Annotated in this window: 18 protein-coding genes; 10 read left to right on the forward strand and 8 right to left on the reverse strand. The window is 63.9% G+C overall.

All coding sequences use genetic code 11. The features are described 5' to 3' along the window. Positions 1 to 83 precede the first annotated feature (83 nt). Both AC0L3P_RS15805 and AC0L3P_RS15810 read right to left on the reverse strand, forming a co-directional pair. On the reverse strand, positions 84 to 1,598 hold the full coding sequence (locus AC0L3P_RS15805) for an amidase (protein WP_275172719.1): 1,515 nt from the start codon (positions 1,596 to 1,598) through the stop codon (positions 84 to 86). 175 nt (positions 1,599 to 1,773) lie between these two features. Beyond that, entirely contained in the window at positions 1,774 to 2,961 is a 1,188-nt protein-coding gene (locus AC0L3P_RS15810; protein ID WP_275172718.1) for a substrate-binding domain-containing protein, read from the reverse strand. A 178-nt stretch (positions 2,962 to 3,139) separates the two neighbouring features. Between AC0L3P_RS15810 and AC0L3P_RS15815 the strand changes: the two genes are divergently transcribed. Continuing rightward, positions 3,140 to 3,574, forward strand: coding sequence for a MarR family winged helix-turn-helix transcriptional regulator (locus tag AC0L3P_RS15815; RefSeq protein ID WP_007599198.1), 435 nt, complete (start codon positions 3,140 to 3,142; stop codon positions 3,572 to 3,574). A gap of 220 nt (positions 3,575 to 3,794) precedes the next feature. Here AC0L3P_RS15815 and secA read toward each other — a convergent pair whose 3' ends face one another. Then, positions 3,795 to 6,635, reverse strand: a complete 2,841-nt coding sequence (secA, locus tag AC0L3P_RS15820; RefSeq protein ID WP_473302716.1) for a preprotein translocase subunit SecA — start codon at positions 6,633 to 6,635, stop codon at positions 3,795 to 3,797. 361 nt (positions 6,636 to 6,996) lie between these two features. Here secA and AC0L3P_RS15825 point away from each other — a divergent pair, with 361 nt between their 5' ends. After that, a complete protein-coding gene (locus AC0L3P_RS15825) occupies positions 6,997 to 7,914 on the forward strand; it encodes a peptidylprolyl isomerase (protein WP_275172716.1) in 918 nt (305 codons plus the stop codon). Positions 7,915 to 8,017: 103 nt separating this feature from the next. Continuing rightward, the gene (argJ, locus tag AC0L3P_RS15830; protein ID WP_473302721.1) at positions 8,018 to 9,259 is read left to right on the forward strand and encodes a bifunctional glutamate N-acetyltransferase/amino-acid acetyltransferase ArgJ; all 1,242 of its coding nucleotides are present in this window, start codon (positions 8,018 to 8,020) and stop codon (positions 9,257 to 9,259) included. 94 nt (positions 9,260 to 9,353) lie between these two features. Here argJ and AC0L3P_RS15835 read toward each other — a convergent pair whose 3' ends face one another. Continuing rightward, entirely contained in the window at positions 9,354 to 10,709 is a 1,356-nt protein-coding gene (locus AC0L3P_RS15835; protein WP_473302723.1) for a TadE/TadG family type IV pilus assembly protein, read from the reverse strand. A 139-nt stretch (positions 10,710 to 10,848) separates the two neighbouring features. Here AC0L3P_RS15835 and AC0L3P_RS15840 point away from each other — a divergent pair, with 139 nt between their 5' ends. Then, on the forward strand, positions 10,849 to 11,259 hold the full coding sequence (locus AC0L3P_RS15840) for a (deoxy)nucleoside triphosphate pyrophosphohydrolase (RefSeq protein ID WP_473302725.1): 411 nt from the start codon (positions 10,849 to 10,851) through the stop codon (positions 11,257 to 11,259). A gap of 172 nt (positions 11,260 to 11,431) precedes the next feature. On the opposite strand, the gene AC0L3P_RS15845 is transcribed toward AC0L3P_RS15840, so the two are convergent. Next, positions 11,432 to 12,280, reverse strand: coding sequence for a methyltransferase domain-containing protein (locus AC0L3P_RS15845; protein ID WP_473302921.1), 849 nt, complete (start codon positions 12,278 to 12,280; stop codon positions 11,432 to 11,434). A 64-nt stretch (positions 12,281 to 12,344) separates the two neighbouring features. Between AC0L3P_RS15845 and AC0L3P_RS15850 the strand changes: the two genes are divergently transcribed. From AC0L3P_RS15850 to AC0L3P_RS15870, 5 genes are read left to right on the forward strand one after another with little or no spacing between them, the layout of a single operon-like run. Continuing rightward, complete coding sequence (locus AC0L3P_RS15850) at positions 12,345 to 13,142, forward strand: ComF family protein (RefSeq protein WP_473302727.1); 798 nt, start codon at positions 12,345 to 12,347, stop codon at positions 13,140 to 13,142. A 47-nt stretch (positions 13,143 to 13,189) separates the two neighbouring features. Next, complete coding sequence (grxC, locus tag AC0L3P_RS15855; protein ID WP_473302923.1) at positions 13,190 to 13,465, forward strand: glutaredoxin 3; 276 nt, start codon at positions 13,190 to 13,192, stop codon at positions 13,463 to 13,465. Further along, positions 13,462 to 14,340, forward strand: coding sequence for a carbon-nitrogen hydrolase family protein (locus AC0L3P_RS15860; RefSeq protein WP_275172711.1), 879 nt, complete (start codon positions 13,462 to 13,464; stop codon positions 14,338 to 14,340). Before grxC ends, AC0L3P_RS15860 begins: the two co-directional genes overlap by 4 nt. Then, positions 14,337 to 14,819: a DUF1178 family protein gene (locus AC0L3P_RS15865; RefSeq protein ID WP_473302730.1), complete on the forward strand. Its 483-nt coding sequence runs from the start codon at positions 14,337 to 14,339 to the stop codon at positions 14,817 to 14,819. The genes AC0L3P_RS15860 and AC0L3P_RS15865 overlap by 4 nt, the downstream gene beginning before the upstream one ends. 9 nt (positions 14,820 to 14,828) lie before the next feature. After that, positions 14,829 to 15,161 (forward strand): hypothetical protein, encoded by a 333-nt coding sequence (locus tag AC0L3P_RS15870; RefSeq protein ID WP_473302732.1) that lies wholly within the window; start codon positions 14,829 to 14,831, stop codon positions 15,159 to 15,161. 6 nt (positions 15,162 to 15,167) lie between these two features. Here AC0L3P_RS15870 and AC0L3P_RS15875 read toward each other — a convergent pair whose 3' ends face one another. The 3 genes from AC0L3P_RS15875 to AC0L3P_RS15885 all read right to left on the reverse strand — a co-directional run bounded on the left by AC0L3P_RS15875 (position 15,168) and on the right by AC0L3P_RS15885 (position 17,591). Then, positions 15,168 to 16,067: an EamA family transporter gene (locus AC0L3P_RS15875; RefSeq protein WP_473302734.1), complete on the reverse strand. Its 900-nt coding sequence runs from the start codon at positions 16,065 to 16,067 to the stop codon at positions 15,168 to 15,170. Positions 16,068 to 16,334: 267 nt separating this feature from the next. Further along, complete coding sequence (gene ubiG, locus AC0L3P_RS15880; protein WP_473302736.1) at positions 16,335 to 17,108, reverse strand: bifunctional 2-polyprenyl-6-hydroxyphenol methylase/3-demethylubiquinol 3-O-methyltransferase UbiG; 774 nt, start codon at positions 17,106 to 17,108, stop codon at positions 16,335 to 16,337. Between the two features lie 15 nt (positions 17,109 to 17,123). Further along, positions 17,124 to 17,591: a PH domain-containing protein gene (locus tag AC0L3P_RS15885; protein WP_035973495.1), complete on the reverse strand. Its 468-nt coding sequence runs from the start codon at positions 17,589 to 17,591 to the stop codon at positions 17,124 to 17,126. A 149-nt stretch (positions 17,592 to 17,740) separates the two neighbouring features. Here AC0L3P_RS15885 and AC0L3P_RS15890 point away from each other — a divergent pair, with 149 nt between their 5' ends. Beyond that, positions 17,741 to 18,997: an aspartate kinase gene (locus AC0L3P_RS15890; protein ID WP_035973494.1), complete on the forward strand. Its 1,257-nt coding sequence runs from the start codon at positions 17,741 to 17,743 to the stop codon at positions 18,995 to 18,997. Positions 18,998 to 18,999: the final 2 nt, after the last annotated feature.

The following is an 18,999-nucleotide window of genomic DNA, read 5'->3' on the forward strand; positions in this document are numbered from 1 at the left end:
GTTTTGATGCGTTTTCTTGACGCGAACCGGTATCCACTTCGCTTGAAAACGCTCTGGTGCGTCCGTCTGCATGAGTCCCTCGCTCACATCTTCTTCCAGTCGCCGATCTGCTCGAAGGCATGTGCGGCGCGGTAGATGGTGGATTCCTCGAACATGCGTCCGACCAGCATCAGACCGACGGGCAGGCCGTCGACCATGCCGCAGGGCAGCGACATCGCCGGATGATGGGTGATGTCGAAGGGCGCGGTGTTGGAGATCATTTCCAGCGCACGCGCGACATAGTCCTCGCGGCTGGCCGTGGGCTCCGGCAGCTTCGTCGCCTTCATCGGCGTGGTCGGCAGCAGCAGCAAATCGTAGTCTTTGAAGGCCTTGTCGTAGGCCGCGGTCAGGCGGCGGGAGATGTTGAGCGCCTTGCCGTAATAACGGGGACCGAAAGTATTGTTGATGTAGGTGCCGAGCAGCAGGAACAGCTTTGTGGTCTCGGACAGTGAATCCGCCTGCCGCCGCCAGCCGCGATGGAAGTCCATCAGCGTGGTCGAATAGAGGTCGGAGCGGGACAGGCCATAGCCGTCGCCATACATCATGGTCTGGGTCATGCCCTCGGTGCCGATCGGCGTCCAGATCGCGGGGCCGGCGAGATGCATCGGGATCGAAACCGTCTCGACCGTGGCGCCGAGATCCCTAAAACGCTTTGCGGCCTCCCGCACGCTCTCGTTCACGGCGGCTTCGGCATTCGCCTGCTCAAAACCTTCCTTGAGGATGCCGATCTTCATGCCCTTGACGCCCTGGCCGAGCGCCTTGGTGTACTCCTCGACCTTGGGCGCCTTGATGCGGGGATCGTAGCCGTCGTCGCCGGCGAGCACTTCGAGCAGCAGCGCGTTGTCGGCGACGGTCGCCGTCATCGGGCCGGTGTGATCGACGAACACCTCGATCGGCATGATGCCGGTGTAGGGCACGAGGCCCCAGGTCGGCTTCATGCCGTAGGTGCCGCAGAACGAGGACGGCATGCGGATCGAACCGCCCTGGTCGCCGCCGATCGCCATGTCGACCTCGCCGAGCGCGACGACGACGCCTGAGCCTGACGACGAGCCGCCGGCCGAATAGCCCATCTTGTGCGGATTGTGGACGGCGCCGACCGCATTGGTGTGGCTGCCGCCGGACATGCAGAAGGATTCGCAATGGACTTTGCCGGCGATCTCGGCGCCGGCATCGAGCATGCGCGTGACGATGGTGGCGTCGAAATCGGGGACGTAGCCTTCCAGCGTCGCCGAGCCGTTCATCATGGGAACGCCGGCGAGCATGATGTTGTCTTTGAGAGCGACCGTCTTGCCCTTGAGCTTGCCGCTCGCCGCACCCTTGACGGTCGACTTGCGATACCAGGCGTTGCGCGGGTTCTCTTCCGGCGAGGGCCGATAGCCCGGCGTGCGCGGATATTTGACCTCCGGCACCTCGTCCGGCATGGCGCCGACGAGATTGTAGGCTTCGATCGAGCCCTGCATCAGGCCGCGGAACGAGGCGACATCGTCGTCGGATAGCGAAAGGCCGCACTGGTCGGCGACACTGCGAAGTTGGGCTGGCGTGGGAAGGACAACTGTCACGGCGCTCTCCTCAAAGGCTTCTTGATCCCTGGAATTGGAATCCCTGGCATTGGAGCCTCATGGGCGCACGTGTGCGGCGCGCGCCAATCGGCTTCACCTCGATATTACAGACGGAAATATTTTCCTTTTCAAGGATTATTTTGGAATCTGGCGTTTGCAGATGGCCGCGCCGGCATCAGATCGGTTTGATCAGCTTGAAGTCGAGGCCATCCGCCCCGGCGAGATACATTTGCATCCGGGTGTGACCGTTCCTGACGGTGACGGGGCCGCGCGCGCCGCCATAGACGATGTTGCGGCCGGCCGCGAGCATCGGGCCCATCGCCAACGTGCCCGCCTTGTTCGCGACTGCCTCGAGGAAGCGCAGTCCCTCATAGCTGGATTGACCGAGCGAGCCGATCGGAGGCCCGTTCGGCCCGAACATCGCGCGATAGCGGCTCTGGAAGTCGTCGTTGGCCCGCGATCCGATGCCGGGGAAATAGCCGGAGGCGCAGAACAGGTTCTCGCTGTTGTCGGCGCCGATTCCGAGCAACACGGTCTCGTCCATCGCCCCGGCCAGCCGCAGCGTCGTGGCGCCCAGGCCGCATTCGCCGAACGCGCGATTGAACGTGATGCTGTCGGTGCCGATCAACGAGATCAGCACGACGTCCGGCCTCGCGGCACGGATGCGCTCCAGATGCGGCTCGTGGTTGTCTTCGCCGAGGGGAACGAACTCTTCGCCGACGACATGGCCGCCGGCCTCCTTGATGTAGCGCTTCACCGCGCGGTGTGACTGCCAGGGCCAGACATAGTCGCTGCCGATCAGGTACCAGCGCGCCGCCTTCTTGACGTCGGCGAGCCAGTGAATGGAGGGGCGGCTCTGCCAGCGCGGCGTCTCGCCGATCGCCATGACGCCCGGTGTCTGCTCGCCGCCCTCGTAGACGGGTGTGTAGATGTAGGGGATGCGGTGGCGGGTGGTGACCTTGCGCAGCGCCACGCGCACCGCGCTGGTATGCAGTCCGACGATGAGGTCGATCTCATCCGAAGCGATCGCCTGCTCGGCGCGGCTCAGAATCTCGTCGAGCGGACCGCCAGCGTCATAGATCGAAAGCTCGATCTCGCGCCCGAGGATGCCGCCGCGCTTGTTGATCTCGGCGACCGCGAGCTGCGCGCTGCTTGTCGCGCACGGGCCCCAAACGCCGGGCGAGCCGGTGCAGCACATGAAGCCTCCGATGCGGAGCTTGTTGTGTGCACCGCGGCGCTTCATGAAATGCGCGTCAACCGGCGACAGGTCGAAATCCGCTGCCGCGGGCGACAGATTCCTGAACAGCAAGGACGGCGGTAAGGCCGGACCGCCGTGAGCCGGGAAGTTTACCGTCGCGCGCACGCCAACTCCTGTCTGACACCAGACTTGAAAGCTCATTCAGCAGGCGGCCGCGGCACCCGCCCTATTGTTGGGCAATATCCTATTTTGAAAATATTGAATATTCAAGAATTGAAGTGCATATAGATGCAGCATCGATTGCAAGACATTCACTCATTTGGGTCAAGACAAAGTCTTAGCCGTGGCAAAACCGAACACCCCGATCACCGAACACCTCGCCTACCTGCTCGCGCAAGCCAACCGGGAGATCAACCGGCAGCTCGAACTGCGGTTGAGCAAGGAAGGCGTCCCCGTCGAGCAGTGGCGCATCCTGAAAGTGCTGTCGGATGGCAACGGCCATTCGATGGGCGAGCTGGCGGATGCCGTGCTGCTCAACCATCCAACGCTGACCAAGATGATCGACCGCATGGTCTCTGACACGCTGGTCTACCGCGTGCAGGACCCGAACGATCGCCGCAAGGTCCTGATGTTCATCTCCGACCGCGGCAAGGTGCTGAGCAAGAAGCTCAACTCGCTCGCGGTCGACCAGGAAGAGCACATCCTGGAGAGCTACGGCGACAAGTCGACGAGCGAATTGAAGCGGCTGCTGGAGAGCTTGATCGACAGCTCGAATTGAGGGTGCGTTTAGCGCGCTCCCTTAACACGGTCGTCCCGGCGATGGAGATAGAGCTGCGCGCCACATACTCGCTGTCATCGCCCGATTTAATCGGGCGATCCAGTATTCCAGAGACCCATGTGATTTGAACCGAGAAGCCGCGGCGTACTGGGTCGCCCGGCTAAACCGGGCGACGACAGCGGAGACTGAGGCGCCGACGTCGACGCCTCACATTCAAGCCTTACGCATACCGCCCGTGGCAGTGCTTGTACTTCTTGCCTGAGCCGCACGGACAATCCTCGTTGCGGCCGATCTTGCCCCAGCTGGCCGGGTTCTTCGGATCGCGCAACGCGGCGTCGGTGGCCTGCGCGCCCAGCGTGACGCTGGCGAGCGCCATTTCGTCCTCGCCGGTGTTCGGGTCGAACTTGTGCGCTTCCATCGGCGGCAGCGCCGGGGCTTCCTGCTCCGGCGGCACGATCTCGACCCGCATCAGCTGCGCCGTGACGGCCTCGCGCAGATGCGCGCTCATCTCCTGGAAGAGGTTGAACGCTTCGGTCTTGTACTCCTGCAACGGATCGCGCTGGCCGTAGCCGCGCAGGCCGATGACCTGGCGCAGATGGTCGAGCATGATCAGGTGCTCGCGCCAGAGATGGTCGAGCGTCTGGAGCAGAATGGTCTTCTCGACGTAACGCATCACGTCGGGACCCCATTGCGCGACCTTGGCGGCCATGTGCTCGTCGGCGCGGGTCTCGATCCGCGTGAGCAGTTCCTCGTCGGCGATGCCCTCTTCCTTGGCCCAATCCTCGACCGGCAAGTCGAGATCGAGCACGCGCTTGAGCTCTTCCTTCAGGCCCGCGACGTCCCACTGCTCGGCATAGGCATGCTCGGGCACGTGCTTGGCGACGAGGTCGTCGATGAAGGCGTGGCGCATGTCGGCGACGGTCTCGGCGACGCTGTCGTCCTTCATCAGGTCGACGCGCTGGTCGAAGATCACCTTGCGCTGGTCGTTCTGGACATTGTCGAACTTGAGCAGGTTCTTGCGGATGTCGAAGTTGCGCGCCTCGACCTTCTGCTGCGCCTTCTCGAGCGCCTTGTTGATCCAGGGATGGATGATGGCCTCGCCCTCCTGCAGGCCGAGGCGCTGCAGCATGCTGTCGAGGCGATCCGAGCCGAAGATGCGCATCAGATCGTCTTCCAGCGACAGGAAGAATTTCGAGCGGCCGGGGTCGCCCTGACGGCCGGAACGGCCGCGGAGCTGGTTATCGATGCGGCGGGATTCGTGGCGTTCGGAGCCCATGATGTAGAGGCCGCCGGGCTTCTTCACGGTCTTGGCGGGCTTCGAACCCTTCGCCGGCTCGATCTCGACCTCTTCCTCGGCCTTCAGCACGATGTCGCGGAAGTGCTCGATGTCGGCCTTGATCTGCTCGATCTTCCTGGCCTTCTCGGCCTCGTCCTCGATCGAAGCGGCCTCCTGCTGGATGCGCATTTCCAGCGAGCCGCCGAGCTTGATGTCGGTGCCGCGGCCGGCCATGTTGGTCGCGATCGTGATCGCGCCGGGTACGCCGGCTTCCGCGACGATGTAGGCTTCCTGCTCGTGGAAGCGCGCGTTCAGCACCGCGAACAGCTTTGCCGGCTTGCCGGCGCGGGCCGCGGCGTACAGCTTCTGCATCGAATGTTCGCTGCCGAAATCGATCTGCCGATAGCCGTGCTTCTTGAGATATTCGGCGATCACTTCCGATTTTTCGATCGAGGCGGTGCCGACCAGCACCGGCTGCAGCCGCGCATTGGCGCGCTCGATCTCGGCCAGGATCGCGGCGTATTTCTCGTTTTGGGTGCGATAGACCTCGTCGTCCTCGTCGAGACGGGCGACCGGCAAATTGGTCGGGATTTCCACGACCTCGAGCTTGTAGATGTCGAACAGTTCGTCGGCTTCGGTCAGCGCCGTGCCGGTCATGCCGGCGAGCTTTTCGTACATCCGGAAATAGTTCTGGAAGGTGATCGAGGCCAGCGTCTGGTTTTCCGGCTGGACCTGCACGTGCTCCTTGGCTTCCAGCGCCTGATGCAGGCCTTCGGAATAGCGGCGACCCTGCATCATGCGGCCGGTGAACTCGTCGATGATGACGACCTCGTCGTCGCGGACGATGTAGTCCTTGTCGCGCGTGAACAGCGTATGGGCGCGCAGCGCCTGGTTGATGTGGTGCACGACGGAGACGTTCTCGACGTCGTAGAGCGACTCGCCCTTGAGCTGGCCGGCATCGCGCAGCAGCGTCTCGATCTTCTCCATGCCGGCTTCGGTCAGCGTCACCGTGCGCTGCTTCTCGTCGACGTCGTAGTCGGATTTGTCGAGCTTGGGCAGGAAGCCGTCGATGGTGTTGTAGAAGTCCGAGCGGTCGTCGAGCGGGCCGGAGATGATCAGCGGCGTGCGCGCTTCGTCGATCAGGATGGAGTCGACTTCGTCGACGATGGCGTAGAAGTGCGGCCGCTGGACCATGTCCTCGAGCCGGTACTTCATGTTGTCGCGCAGATAGTCGAAGCCGTATTCGTTGTTGGTGCCGTAGGTGATGTCGCAGGCATAGGCGGTCTTGCGCTCGGAATCGTCGAGGCCGTGCACGATCACGCCGGTGGTCAGGCCGAGGAAGCCGTAGATCTGGCCCATCCAGCCGGAGTCGCGGCGGGCGAGGTAGTCGTTGACGGTGACGACGTGGACGCCCTTGCCGGCGAGCGCGTTGAGGTAGACCGCAAGCGTTGCGACCAGGGTCTTGCCTTCGCCGGTCTTCATCTCGGCGATGTCACCCTCGTGCAGCACCATGCCGCCGATCAGCTGGACATCGAAATGGCGCTGGCCGAGCGTGCGCTTGGCGGCTTCGCGGACCGTGGCGAAAGCGGGGACCAGCAGGTCGTCCAGGGTCTTGCCCTCGGCGAGCTGCTTCCTGAACTCGGCGGTGCGGGCCTTGAGGGCCTCGTCGGAGAGTTTCGAGACCTCGGGCTCCAGCGCGTTGATCGCGTTGACGCGGGACTGATATCCCTTCACCCGCCGGTCGTTGGCGGAGCCGAAAAACTTGCGGGCGAGCGCGCCGATCATGCTTAGTTCCTGTGTTCGCGATTCAACCGCGTTCGCGTTGCAGCCAAGAGGTTGTCACCCTCCTGCCTATCAACTCACCGTGACGCCTGCTGGGCGCCGGAGCCCGGACTGCGGGGGGTCCATCCGCCATATGGGTGGGAGTTGGGCAAGTCTGGGTTCAACGGCCAAAAACGCAGCAAAATAAACGCCATCGCATGGACGCGACCGGGCAGAGATATGGCCCGGTCAGGGCCTTGTCAACGGCGGGTGCATTGCGGCTAATTCATCATTTTGACAGACTTTTCGCGTTGCCAAGGCCCCCTGAATTGGGCGAGTGTCCGCCCCGCTCGAGCAGCCCCCTGCTTCAACAAAAGGATTTTCCATGACCACCTCGTTCCCGGTAACCAAAACCGGCCTGCGCTTCGGCCTCGCCACCGCCCTGGTGGGCTGCCTTGCGCTGGCGCTGATCGCGGGGCCCGGCCGGGCTGCCGACGATCCGGTGCTGGCGAAGGTCAATGGCGCTGAAATCAAGAAGAGCGACGTCGCCATGGCCGAAGAGGAACTCGGGCCGAGCCTCGCCCAGATGGACCCGGCGACCAAGGACGAGAACGTTCTGTCCTTCCTGATCGACATGAAGATCGTCGGCAAGGCCGCCGAGGACAAGAAGCTCGCCGACGGCGAGGAGTTCAAGAAGCGCCTGGCGTTCGCCCGCAACCGCCTCCTGATGGACAGCCTGCTTGCCGGCGAGGGCAAGGCCGCCACCACCCCGGATGCCATGAAGAAGGTCTATGAGGAGGCCTCCAAGCAGATCACCGGCGAGCAGGAAGTGCACGCCCGCCACATCCTGGTCGAGACCGAGGACGAGGCCAAGGCGGTGAAGGCCGAGCTCGACAAGGGCGCCGATTTCGCCGAGCTCGCCAAGAAGAAGTCCAAGGATCCGGGCTCGGCCGACGGCGGAGACCTCGGCTTCTTCACCAAGGAGCAGATGGTGCCGGAATTCTCGGCAATCGCCTTCGCGCTCGAGCCGGGCAAGATCTCCGACCCCGTGAAGTCGCAGTTCGGCTGGCACATCATCAAGGTCGAGGAAAAGCGCAGCCGCAAGGCGCCGGACTTCGAGCAGGTCAAGGCGCAGATCGAGCAGTATGTCACCCGCAAGGCCCAGGCCGACTACGTCGCCAAGCTGCGCGCGGAAGCCAAGGTCGAGCGGATGGACCAGCCGGCGGATGCGGCCAAGGACGCCAAGCCGGCCGATGCGGCCAAGCCGTCTGACAGCAAGATGGCGCCGCCGGCGAAGAAGTAAGAATTCGCTGTCACTTCGGTGACGTGAAGAGTATCTAAGCCTTTGTGATGCCCGGCCCCCCGCGCCGGGCATCTGCATATCCAGATCCCATCAAGGCGCCCCGATGTCCTCCTCCGTCTCTCCCCTCGCACCGAAATCCGTCCCCGACATGCCCACCATTGCGGGGGTCCGTCTCGCGACGGCCGAGGCCGGCATCCGCTATAAGAACCGCACCGACGTGCTGCTGGCAGTGATGGACAAGGGCACCGCGGTCGCCGGCGTCTTCACCAAGTCGAAATGCCCCTCCGCACCGGTGGAATGGTGCCGCGCCAAGCTCAAGGGCGGCAAGGCGCGCGCGCTGGTGGTCAATTCCGGCAACGCCAATGCCTTCACCGGCAAGACCGGCCGCAGCTCCACGGCACTGACCGCCAAGATCGCGGCCAAGGCCGTCGGATGCACCGAGGGTGAGATCTTCCTGGCCTCGACCGGCGTGATCGGCGAGCCGCTGGATGCGACCAAGTTCGACGGCGTGCTCGGTCGGCTCGCGCAAACCGCCGAGGCCGGCGATTATCTGGCCGCCGCCAAGGCGATCATGACCACCGACACCTTCCCGAAGGTCGCGACCGCGACCGTGAAGCTCGGCAAGGCCAAGGTCACGATCAACGGCATGGCCAAGGGTGCCGGCATGATCGCGCCCGACATGGCCACGATGCTGTCCTTCATCTTCACCGACGCACCGATCGCGCCTGCCGCGCTGCAAGCCTTGCTCAAGAGCGGCGTCGAGGACACGTTCAACGCGGTCACGATCGACGGCGACACCTCGACCTCGGATACGCTGCTGGCCTTTGCCACCGGCGCTGCTGCAGAGCACGGTGCGCCAAGGATCAGCCGCGCCAGCGACCCGCGCCTGAAAGCCGTCGTCAAGGCCTTCAACCAGGTGCTCGCCAATCTTTCCGAGCAGGTGGCCCGCGACGGCGAAGGCGCGCGCAAGCTTGTCGAGATCACCGTCGAGGGCGCCAAGACCAAGGCCTCGGCGCGCAAGATCGCGATGTCGATCGCGAACTCGCCGCTGGTGAAGACCGCAATCGCCGGCGAGGACGCCAATTGGGGCCGCGTGGTCATGGCGGTCGGCAAGGCCGGCGAGCCGGCTGACCGCGACAAGCTCTCGATCTCGTTCAACGGCATCCGCGTCGCCAAGAGCGGCGCGCGCGATCCGTCCTATGACGAGGCGCAGGTGTCGGAGGCGATGAAGGCGCCGGAGATCGCGATCAAGGTCTCGCTCGGTCTCGGCAAGGGCCGCGACCGCGTGCTGACCTGCGACCTCACCAAGGAGTATGTCGCGATCAACGGGGACTACAGGTCGTAGTGTTTAGGACCACCGATAGCCGGGCCGCCGGCCTTCGAGGGCCGCTGAAGATGCGGCCACCTCAGGGGTGACGGTGAAAGAGCCTTGGTCCAACTCAACCCGCAATCCGCGCGTCCGCGATTGCCTTCTTGAACAGCGCGTTCATCGCTTCCGAAATGCCCTGGGTAGGGCTCACCTCGAAATAGAATCCCGGCGAAGCGCAGCTCTGCATGTTCTGCGCGATCTTGCTGTTCGGAGACGGCCCCCACGGCCCGGGGTTAAAGGGCGATATCCATGTGTTGTACCAGCCGTCAGTAGGCGGCTGGTATGTCGTGTACAGCACCGCGATCTTGATCCCGCGGTTCTTGATCGTCGTGCAGAGCGCCGGATTGATCGGCGACTGACAGCGGTTCGATGACGCGAGAGGATACGAAGAAGACGAGACACTACACATCGTCATGCCCGAGTTGGCTTCGTCAGCGACCCCATCGGATACAAAAAACAGATATTTCAGCGGTGACGCGGACGTACCTGCTCCAGGCGCGGCGATTGCGGTATTGATTGCGGGAAAAATAGTGGTGAAGGGAGTATCTTTGTCGATAGTATACACGTCATTCTGACCGGCAACCGCCATCAGGTCGATGTTTCCCGCCGCCGTCTTGGCGGAGCTCAAGCTCGAAGAGAGCGCGAACAGATTTCTCAATCCGATCGTCGCTGACGAAGCGCCGAAATCGTAGATCGCCATTCTGAACTGGTTCGAATAGGTCTGCGTGCTCTGGGCTGTGTCCATCAAGTTCGCGCTCGCCTGGCGCACCACGTCAATTCGGGTCGTGATGCCATTTGCTTTGGCGATGTCGTAGTTGCTTGTGCCGGCCGCCTTGGTGGTGTCGTGACAGGCGAATGCACATCCACCCGTCTTTCCCTGCAAACTCGTTATGTCGGCCGGTGTCGCTGCGACGCCCATCGACGGAGAATTGTCCAGCAGGAGATAGAAGTCGACATAGAGCGGCATGTTGGCCGTCGACGCCGACGTGCCGCTCATAGTCAGTGTGGTCTTGCCGATCAGGCCGAGAAACATGGTGTTGATGGTGGCGGTGAACGAGACGGTCGAGTTGATGGTCGAGCCGGTCTTGACGACTGTCGGGGTGACGCTGTTGAGCGTATAGCCGGTCAGGTTGGCGCGATTGGCATCGAAGATTTTCTGGGCGTCGGTGACGCCGACCGTGATCGAACCATCCGTGGTCATCGAGCCCGCGGCAGCAAACCCCGGCGAGGCTTTGGCGATCGCACCGACGCTGGCCGCGTCGGCCGCGCCCTGAAGCTTCGCCCGGACCTGCGTCGCGCGGGAGTAGTCGATCGCACTGCCGACGAACGTGATCAGGGGAACGCAGCAGATTGCGAAGATCACCGCGACATTGCCGCGCCGGTCGCGACGGAAGCGGCGGAAGACGGTACGAAACTCAACGCGCATGGATCTGGCCCGGAATGGTTTCAGCGTTTCCACCCTAGGATCCGTGGATTAAATATGACTTATGGTGACCTCGGAAACACCGGCCCTAACAGGGTTAACCAACCGTTGCGGATGATCTTTCAGCGAGCGACATTCAGACATGGCTGATCTCAAACTGACGCTCGTGGTGGCCTGCGCGCTGGTCGACGCCGACAAGCGCGTCTTGATCGCGCAGCGCCCTGCGGGCAAGACGCTGGCGGGCCTCTGGGAATTCCCCGGCGGAAAGTGTGAACCCAGAGAGCGGCCGGAGCAAAGCCTGATTCGCGAACTCCACGAAGAGCTCGGCATCACCGTCGCCGAGCCGTGCCTGGCGCCGCTGACGTTCGCGAGCTACGGCTACGAGACCTTTCACCTCCTGATGCCGCTCTACATCTGCCGGCGCTGGGAAGGGCAAGTCATGCCGCGCGAAGGCCAGACCCTGGCCTGGGTCCGCGCAAACAAGCTGCGCGATTACCCCATGCCGCCCGCGGACATTCCGCTGATCCCGCATTTGATTGATTTGTTGATGTGAATGGAAGATCGCCGTCACCCCCGCGCAACGGCATAGCCGTTGTCGCTGGCGGTGCCGGAGCGAAGCGGAGGCCTCGACGGGCGACGGCGCCAAAGTACCCGCTAGCATCCTTCGAGGCTCGCCGAAGAGGCTCGCACCTCAGGATGACGCCGCGTTTTGCGGCGAGACACCGCTACTCTTTCCCCGCCTTCTGCACCGCCTCCGCCAGACTGGCTTTTGCCGACCCCGGCTTCAGCGGCTGCTGCTGGCTCGCATGCGGGGCCCAACCGGAGAGCCAGATGATATCGAATGTCGCACGGATGCGGCCGTCGGCATCGGCAAAGCGTTCCGCGTAAATTTCCGCCATCCGCAGCAGCGTCGATCGTCGGCTCGGGGTGCGCCGCCGTTCGATCAGCACATTGGCAGCGCCCATGCGCCTGATATCCTGCATCAGCGCGAACGCATTGGCGTAGCGCACCACGACGCGGTCGACATCGGTGACCGGCAGCGCAAATCCTGCTCGCTGCAACAGCGCACCAACGTCGCGCAGATCGGCAAACGGTGCGACGCGCGGCGACACGCCGCCCTCGCATTCGGCCTCGGCGGCGGCAAAAGCCTGGCGCAGCTCGGTCAGGCTGTCGCCGCCGATCATCGCCGCCAGCAGCAGCCCGTCCGGCCTCAGCGCGCGACGGATTTGCGCGAGCACCCCCGGCAGATCGTTGACAAATTGCAGCGCCAGCGCCGAGACCACAAGATCGAGGCTTTCGGACGCAAAGGGCAGCTTCTCCGCACCCGACGTATCGAGCTCAATGCGCGCGATCGAGGGCAGTCGCGCGCGCAGCACCGCGAGACCCTCGCCGGGCGTCCAGAGATCGGCCGCTGTGTGAAACTCCCGCATCACCGCGGCCAGCCGGTCGGACATGTCCTCGGCGACCCGATCCAACAGGAAGCTCACGGCACCTTGCGCCTGCGCGCGGCGCTGTCGCGCGTGCAGCAAAGCACGGTCGAACAAAGCGGGCGGGGTTTGCGGGTCTTGAGCCATGCCGCTGGTTACGCCCATCGCGACGGTTCTGGCAATCCGGTGCGTGCGGCGCTAGCTTTCGGCCATGGCATCCGACGCCGGCCCTCCTCGTTCCATCGCCACCCCCCTGCGTGCCGCATGGACGGCTGGCCGCCATGTGCTGTCACGTGCGGCACGGCTTGCGCTCGACATCGCGCTGCCGACGCTGTGCGTGTCCTGCCGCGAGCCGGTCGACGGCGAGGGCGTGTGCGCGGCGTGCTGGGCGCGGCTGTCGTTCATCGAACGGCCCTACTGCCCGCGGCTCGGCATTCCTTTTGTGTACGATCCCGGCCCCGACATGCTGTCGATGGAGGCGATCGCGAGCCCGCCGGCCTACCAGCGAGCGCGCGCCGCGGTGCGTTATGACGACGTCGCGCGCACCCTGGTACATGCGTTGAAATACCAGGACCGCACGGATTTGGCGCCCGCCATGGGGCGCTGGATGGCGCGCGCGGGCGGCGAGCTGCTCACCGAGGCCGACATGCTGGTGCCCGTTCCCCTGCATTGGCGAAGGGCCTGGCGCCGCCGTTACAACCAATCCGGGGCGCTGGCGCGGATCATCGAGCGGCAGAGCGGGGTGAAAGCGAAGGCTGAGGTGCTGCGCCGGGTACGCGCGACCGAGCAGCAGATCGGCCTGTCACGGCCCCAGCGCGCCACCAATGTGCAGGGCGCATTCCAGGTATCCCCCGACCGTCAGGCGGACGTCCAGGGTCGGCGCATTGTCCTCATCGACGACGTCCTGACGTCGGGTGCGACGCTGGATGGCTGTGCGCGGGCCCTGCTCCGGGCCAAGGCGGCGCAAGTGGACGTGCTGGTGTTTGCCCGGGTTGTCGAGAGCCGGTGAAGTCCCATATAATTCAATGAATTCATGACATGAAAGCGCCAGACAAGATGACCGCTGCTGTCGAGATCTACACGAGGCCGGGCTGCGGCTATTGTTCCGCCGCCAAGTCGCTGCTCACCCGCAAGAAGGCGACCTTCACGGAGCTGGATATCGCGAAGAACCCGTCCTGGCGCCAGGAGATGTACGATCGCGCCGGCGACGGCTCGACCTTCCCGCAGATCTGGATCGGCGGAACCCATGTCGGGGGCTGCGACGAGCTCTACGCACTCGATCGCGAAGGCAAGCTCGACGGCATGCTCGAAAGCGTCAAGGCGGAGTCATGAGCGACACCAGGACCTTCACTGCGGCGATGGTGCAGATGCGCACCGGCCTGATGCCCGAGCCGAGCCTCGAGCAGGCCACCAGGCTGATCCGCCAGGCTGCGGCCAATGGCGCCGACTACGTGCAGACGCCCGAAGTCAGCAACATGATGCAGCTCAACCGCAAGGCCCTGTTCGAGCACCTCCAGAGCCAGGACGACGACAACTCGCTGAGGGCGTACCGGGCGCTCGCGGCCGAACTGAAGATCCACATCCATGTCGGCTCGCTGGCGCTGCGCTTTTCGGACGAGAAAGCGGTCAACCGCTCGTTCCTGATCGGGCCCGAGGGCAATGTGCTCGCGAGCTACGACAAGATCCACATGTTCGATATCGAGCTGCCGGACGGCGAGAGCTATCGCGAATCCGCCAATTACCAGCCGGGCGAGACGGCCGTGATCTCCGACCTGCCCTGGGGTCGCGTCGGGCTGACGATCTGTTATGACGTGCGCTTCCCCGCGCTCTACCGCGCGCTGGCCGAAAGCGGCGCGTACTTCATCACGGTGCCCTCGGCCTTCACCCGCAAGACCGGCGAGGCGCATTGGCACGTGCTGTTGCGTGCGCGCGCGATCGAGACCGGTTGCTTCATCTTCGCCGCGGCGCAGGCAGGCCTGCACGAGAACAAGCGCGAGACCTATGGTCATTCGCTGATCATCGATCCCTGGGGCGAGATCCTCGCCGAGGGCGATGTCGAGCCCGGCATCATCATGGCCAAGATCGATCCGGCCAAGGTCGAGACCGCGCGCCGCGCGATCCCCTCGCTCCAGCACGGCCGCCGCTTCGGCGTCGCCGATCCCAAGGCGGGGCCGGACCATCTGCACCTCGTGCGGGGATCGGCATGATCCGCTACGCGCTCCGCTGCGACCGGAGCCACGACTTCGAAAGTTGGTTCCAGAGCTCGGCCGCGTACGACCAGCAGGTGAAGCGCAAGCTCGTGACCTGTCCGATCTGCGGCTCGGCCAAGGTCGACAAGGCGATCATGGCGCCGCGCATCGTCGGCAAGAAGGGCCGCGGACGCGCCACGCCGCCGCCTGAGCCCACCGCCACGACCGCACCTGAGGCTGCACAATCCGCACCAACCTCGCTGTTGATGGCGCAGGAGCGGGAGCTGCGTGCCAAGCTCAAAGAGCTGCGCGACCACATCGTGAAGAACGCCGACAATGTCGGTGAGCGATTCGCCAATGAAGCCCGCGCGATGCATTACGGCGACAAGGAGCACCGTCCAATCTACGGCGAGGCCTCGGCCGACGAGGCCAAGTCGCTGATCGACGAAGGCATCGAGGTCTCGCCGCTGCCGACGCTTCCGGAAGACCGGAACTGACCCGAGACCATGAGCCGCGAATCGATTCTTTCGTCTCTGCTCAAGTTCGATGCGCCGGTAGAGCAGCTCAAGGCCGAACTTGGCACGTTGTCTTGGGACAGCGATCCGGTCGTTACGTTGACGCGGAGTCATATCGCCGCTGTCCTCGAGCGATATTCCAGGGGAGAGATCGATGCGCCCACCGTTGAAGATTGGGCTAATCTTGTGGAATGCCGCGAGGACATCGGCTTCGAAGCAGGGTCTGAAGAGCTGATCGAAGCGGCGATCTTCGATTTGGCGAACCCGATCTTGAGCGGCGAGTTGCGCGTTCTGTCGTCCGGCATACTCGCCGAGCTACGCTGACTTTTCCTAAACTCCCACCAGCACGGCCACGCCGATCACGATCAGCGCGATGCCAACAATCTCGCGCGGCGCGATCGGCTGCTTGAACGAGTAATACGCCACACCTTGCGCGAACAGCACCTCGATCAAGGCGAGCGTCCGGACATTGGCGGCGGCCGTCAGCGCGAATGCCAGGAACCAGAACTGCGAGGCGAAGGCGCCCATGAAGCCGGCGAGCAGCGACGGCTTCCAAAGCTTCAGGATCGCCTGAAGCACCTTCGGCGCGCGCCAGAGCAGATAGATCGTCAGGATCAGCGTCTGCACGAACAGGCCGAGCACCAGCGTGAATGATGCCGCCGTCACGAACGAGACGCCAGGCACGTTGATGATGGCGCCGCGGAAGCCGACCGCTGACAATGCGAACGCTGCCGCCGCGACCAGACCGGTGATGGTCGGCTTCAGCTCGGCAAAGCTCTTCTCGCCGCCGGGCCGTAGCGCGGTGATGACGACGCCGATTGTCGCGATCACGATCGCCAGCACCTTCAGCCATGTCAAATGATCGCCGAGAAAGACGAAGCCGAAGATGGCGGTCTGGATCGCCTCGGTTTTCAAATAGGCCGTCGTCACCACGAAGGAGCGGTCGTTCATGGCGAGCAGCATCAGGCCGGTCGCGACGATCTGGCTGAGCGCGCCCAGCAGCAGCCACGGCCAGAATACGCCAGGCGGCATGCCGAGATGATCGCCGGTTGCGACCAGCACCACCGCGAGAAACAGCAGCGAGAACGGAAAGCCGAACAGGAAGCGGATATTGGTTGCGCCCCAGGTCCCCAGCGGCTTCGTCAGCGACCGCTGCATCGCATTGCGCGCGACCTGGCCAAGCGCAGCAATGACGGTGAAGGGAATCCAGAGGCTGGCGATGGTGAACATGGGTGGGATGGCGGTGGGAGGGAGAAGAAGTTGAGACCAACGTGCCGCTCGCGCTCAAGCAGGTCAATCACGCCCACATCATGGGAGCGATGCTTTCGCCAAACTTAATCGTCGTCCTGGACAAGCGAAGCGCAGATCCAGGACCCATTACCCCAGGGAGTGGTTTGGCGAGGACTCGTGGTTGTCAGTTTTCGCCTAACTGGACCCTGGGGTAATGGGTCCTGGCTTTGGCCAGGACGACGCCGAATGTTTGGAAGCAGCAACGCCTCACACCATGCCTTCCGCCACCACCATATAGTTCACGTCCATGTCTGACGAGAGGGTCCATTTGTCGGCGAAGGGGCTGTAGACGACGCCGGTCTGCTCGGTGATGACGAGGCGGTTGTCGAGCAGGTATTTCGTCAGCTCGTCGGGGGTGACGAACTTGTTCCATTCGTGAGTGCCGCGCGGCAGCCAGCGCAGGACGTATTCGGCGCCGACGATGGCGAGCGCAAAGCTCTTCCAATTCCTGTTCAGCGTCGAGACCACCATCAACCCGTTCGGCTTCAGCATCGCGGCGCAGCGCTTCAGGAAAACGCCGACGTCGACGACGTGCTCGACCACCTCCATCGCCAGCACGATGTCGAAACGCTCGCGCGGGTCGATCTCCTCAACCGTCGTGCAGCGATAGTCGATCGCGAGATGCGCCTTGTCGGCATGCAGCTTCGCGGCCGCGATGTTGCTGACCGACGGATCGACGCCGATGACTTGCGCGCCCAGGCGCGACAGCGGCTCGCAGAGGAGGCCGGCGCCGCAGCCGATGTCGAGCACGCGCAGACCGCCGAGGCAGTTGAGGCTGCGCAAATTGCGCTCGAACTTGCGGCAGGCGGCATCGCGGATATAGCCGAGCCGCAGCGGGTTGATCCGGTGCAGCGGCGCCATCTTGCCGTTGGGGTCCCACCACTCGGCCGAAAGTTTTGAGAACTTTGCGATCTCGGCGGCGTCGACGGTCGAGCCCGGCTGCGGGCTTGCGGTGCCGGAAGTATTTTGCTGCATGCTCATGGGTTGCGCGCGGTCCTACCGCGTGGTGATCGAACTGCGGAAGGCGAGCGGCGAGGCGATGGTCCGGATGGTTTCGCGGCCTTCCCCCACGCCATTGATGGTGACGTCGCCATAGTTGAGAATACGTCCAAGAATGGTCTGATTCACATCGACGCTCTCGACCTTGTCCAGCGCCATCTCGAAGGTGCGGCGCTTGATGAAGCCGGTCTTGTGCACGATCCGCAAATTGGTCACGTCGGTCTCGGTGGTAAAGCGATGGAACCAGCCCTTCACGGTCCAGTACAGCGCCGCCAGAGCCACCAGGCCGGCCGCGACGAGGCAGAGCAGCACGAGCCCCTCGACGATGGTTTGCCGGGACAGGACGAACAGGGCCAGCGCCACGATCCAGGCCAGGATCGCCGGCAAATAGAAGATCCAGTGCGCATTGGTCGAATACAGCACCCGCTCGCCCGGTTGCAGGATCTCGTCGATATAACGCGCCATGACCTCGATTAACCCATTGCCCGGATTGGCCTGCGCAGGAACCCGCTTGCCCCCGGCCCCGCCCGTCTGTATACGCGCGGTCGGTATCGCAGGCACCCGTCCAGCGCGGGTCACCATACTTATCCTTATGAGGGAATGCACGCGTCGTCATGAGCCGCCTCGTGATGAAATTCGGCGGCACATCCGTCGCCAACATCGAACGTATCCGCAACGTCGCACGCCATGTGAAGCGTGAGGTCGACGCCGGCCATGAAGTGGCCGTGGTCGTCTCGGCGATGTCGGGGAAAACCAACGAGCTGGTGGCCTGGTGCACCGAGGCCTCGCCGATGCACGACGCGCGCGAATACGACGCCGTGGTCGCCTCGGGCGAACAGGTGACGTCCGGCCTGCTTGCCATCGTGCTTCAGGGCATGGGCATCCAGGCCCGCTCCTGGCAGGGCTGGCAGATCCCGATCAAGACCAGCGACGCCCATGCCTCGGCCCGGATCGAGGGCATCGACGGCAGCGAGATCATCAAGCGCTTCAGGGAGCGCAAGGAAGTCGCCGTGATCGCCGGCTTCCAGGGCATCAACCCCGAGACCAACCGCATCACCACGCTCGGCCGCGGCGGCTCCGACACCTCGGCCGTGGCGATCGCCGCCGCCGTCAAGGCGGACCGCTGCGACATCTACACCGACGTCGACGGTGTCTACACCACCGATCCGCGAATCGTGCCGAAGGCGCGCCGGCTCGACAAGATCGCGTTCGAAGACATGCTGGAGCTGGCCTCCCAGGGCGCCAAGGTGCTCCAGGTCCGCTCGGTGGAACTCGGCATGGTCCACAACATGCCGATTTTCGTCCGCTCGAGCTTCGACAAGCCCGAGGATATCGACCCGCATGCCAACCAGCCGCCCGGCACGCTGATCTGCAGCGAGGAGGAGATCATGGAAAGCCACGTCGTCACCGGCATCGCCTTTTCGAAGGACGAGGCCCAGATTTCGGTGCGCCAGATCGAGGACAAGCCCGGCGTGGCAGCGTCGATCTTCGGCCCGCTCGCGGATGCCAACATCAACGTCGACATGATCGTGCAGAACGTCTCCGAGGACGGCAAGACCACCGATCTCACTTTCACGGTCCCGGCCGCCGACTACACCAGGGCCAAGGAGACCATCACCGCGGCCAAGAGCCAGATCAATTATGCCAGGCTCGACACCGCGACCGACGTCGCCAAGATCTCGGTGATCGGCAGCGGCATGCGCAGCCATGCCGGCGTTGCCGCCCAGGCGTTCTCGGCCCTCGCAGGACGGAATATCAACATCCGGGCCATTACAACCTCCGAGATTAAATTCTCGGTTCTGATCGACACCGCCTATACCGAGCTTGCGGTGCGCACGCTGCACACGCTCTACGGTCTCGATCAGGCTTAAGC

The sequence above is a fragment of the Bradyrhizobium sp. WSM4874 genome, from assembly GCF_055811835.1.

What these genes read in the sequence shown, in the direction of transcription:
- AC0L3P_RS15850 (WP_473302727.1), top strand. Translation starts at nt 12,345, where the DNA reads ATGGCATCCGACGCCGGCCCTCCTCGTTCCATCGCCACCCCCCTGCGT.
- AC0L3P_RS15835 (WP_473302723.1), bottom strand. Translation starts at nt 10,709, where the DNA reads ATGCGCGTTGAGTTTCGTACCGTCTTCCGCCGCTTCCGTCGCGACCGG.
- secA (WP_473302716.1), bottom strand. Translation starts at nt 6,635, where the DNA reads ATGATCGGCGCGCTCGCCCGCAAGTTTTTCGGCTCCGCCAACGACCGG.
- AC0L3P_RS15890 (WP_035973494.1), top strand. Translation starts at nt 17,741, where the DNA reads ATGAGCCGCCTCGTGATGAAATTCGGCGGCACATCCGTCGCCAACATC.
- ubiG (WP_473302736.1), bottom strand. Translation starts at nt 17,108, where the DNA reads ATGAGCATGCAGCAAAATACTTCCGGCACCGCAAGCCCGCAGCCGGGC.
- AC0L3P_RS15865 (WP_473302730.1), top strand. Translation starts at nt 14,337, where the DNA reads ATGATCCGCTACGCGCTCCGCTGCGACCGGAGCCACGACTTCGAAAGT.
- AC0L3P_RS15825 (WP_275172716.1), top strand. Translation starts at nt 6,997, where the DNA reads ATGACCACCTCGTTCCCGGTAACCAAAACCGGCCTGCGCTTCGGCCTC.
- AC0L3P_RS15840 (WP_473302725.1), top strand. Translation starts at nt 10,849, where the DNA reads ATGGCTGATCTCAAACTGACGCTCGTGGTGGCCTGCGCGCTGGTCGAC.
- argJ (WP_473302721.1), top strand. Translation starts at nt 8,018, where the DNA reads ATGTCCTCCTCCGTCTCTCCCCTCGCACCGAAATCCGTCCCCGACATG.
- AC0L3P_RS15875 (WP_473302734.1), bottom strand. Translation starts at nt 16,067, where the DNA reads ATGTTCACCATCGCCAGCCTCTGGATTCCCTTCACCGTCATTGCTGCG.
- AC0L3P_RS15885 (WP_035973495.1), bottom strand. Translation starts at nt 17,591, where the DNA reads ATGGCGCGTTATATCGACGAGATCCTGCAACCGGGCGAGCGGGTGCTG.
- AC0L3P_RS15860 (WP_275172711.1), top strand. Translation starts at nt 13,462, where the DNA reads ATGAGCGACACCAGGACCTTCACTGCGGCGATGGTGCAGATGCGCACC.
- AC0L3P_RS15845 (WP_473302921.1), bottom strand. Translation starts at nt 12,280, where the DNA reads ATGGCTCAAGACCCGCAAACCCCGCCCGCTTTGTTCGACCGTGCTTTG.
- AC0L3P_RS15870 (WP_473302732.1), top strand. Translation starts at nt 14,829, where the DNA reads ATGAGCCGCGAATCGATTCTTTCGTCTCTGCTCAAGTTCGATGCGCCG.
- grxC (WP_473302923.1), top strand. Translation starts at nt 13,190, where the DNA reads ATGACCGCTGCTGTCGAGATCTACACGAGGCCGGGCTGCGGCTATTGT.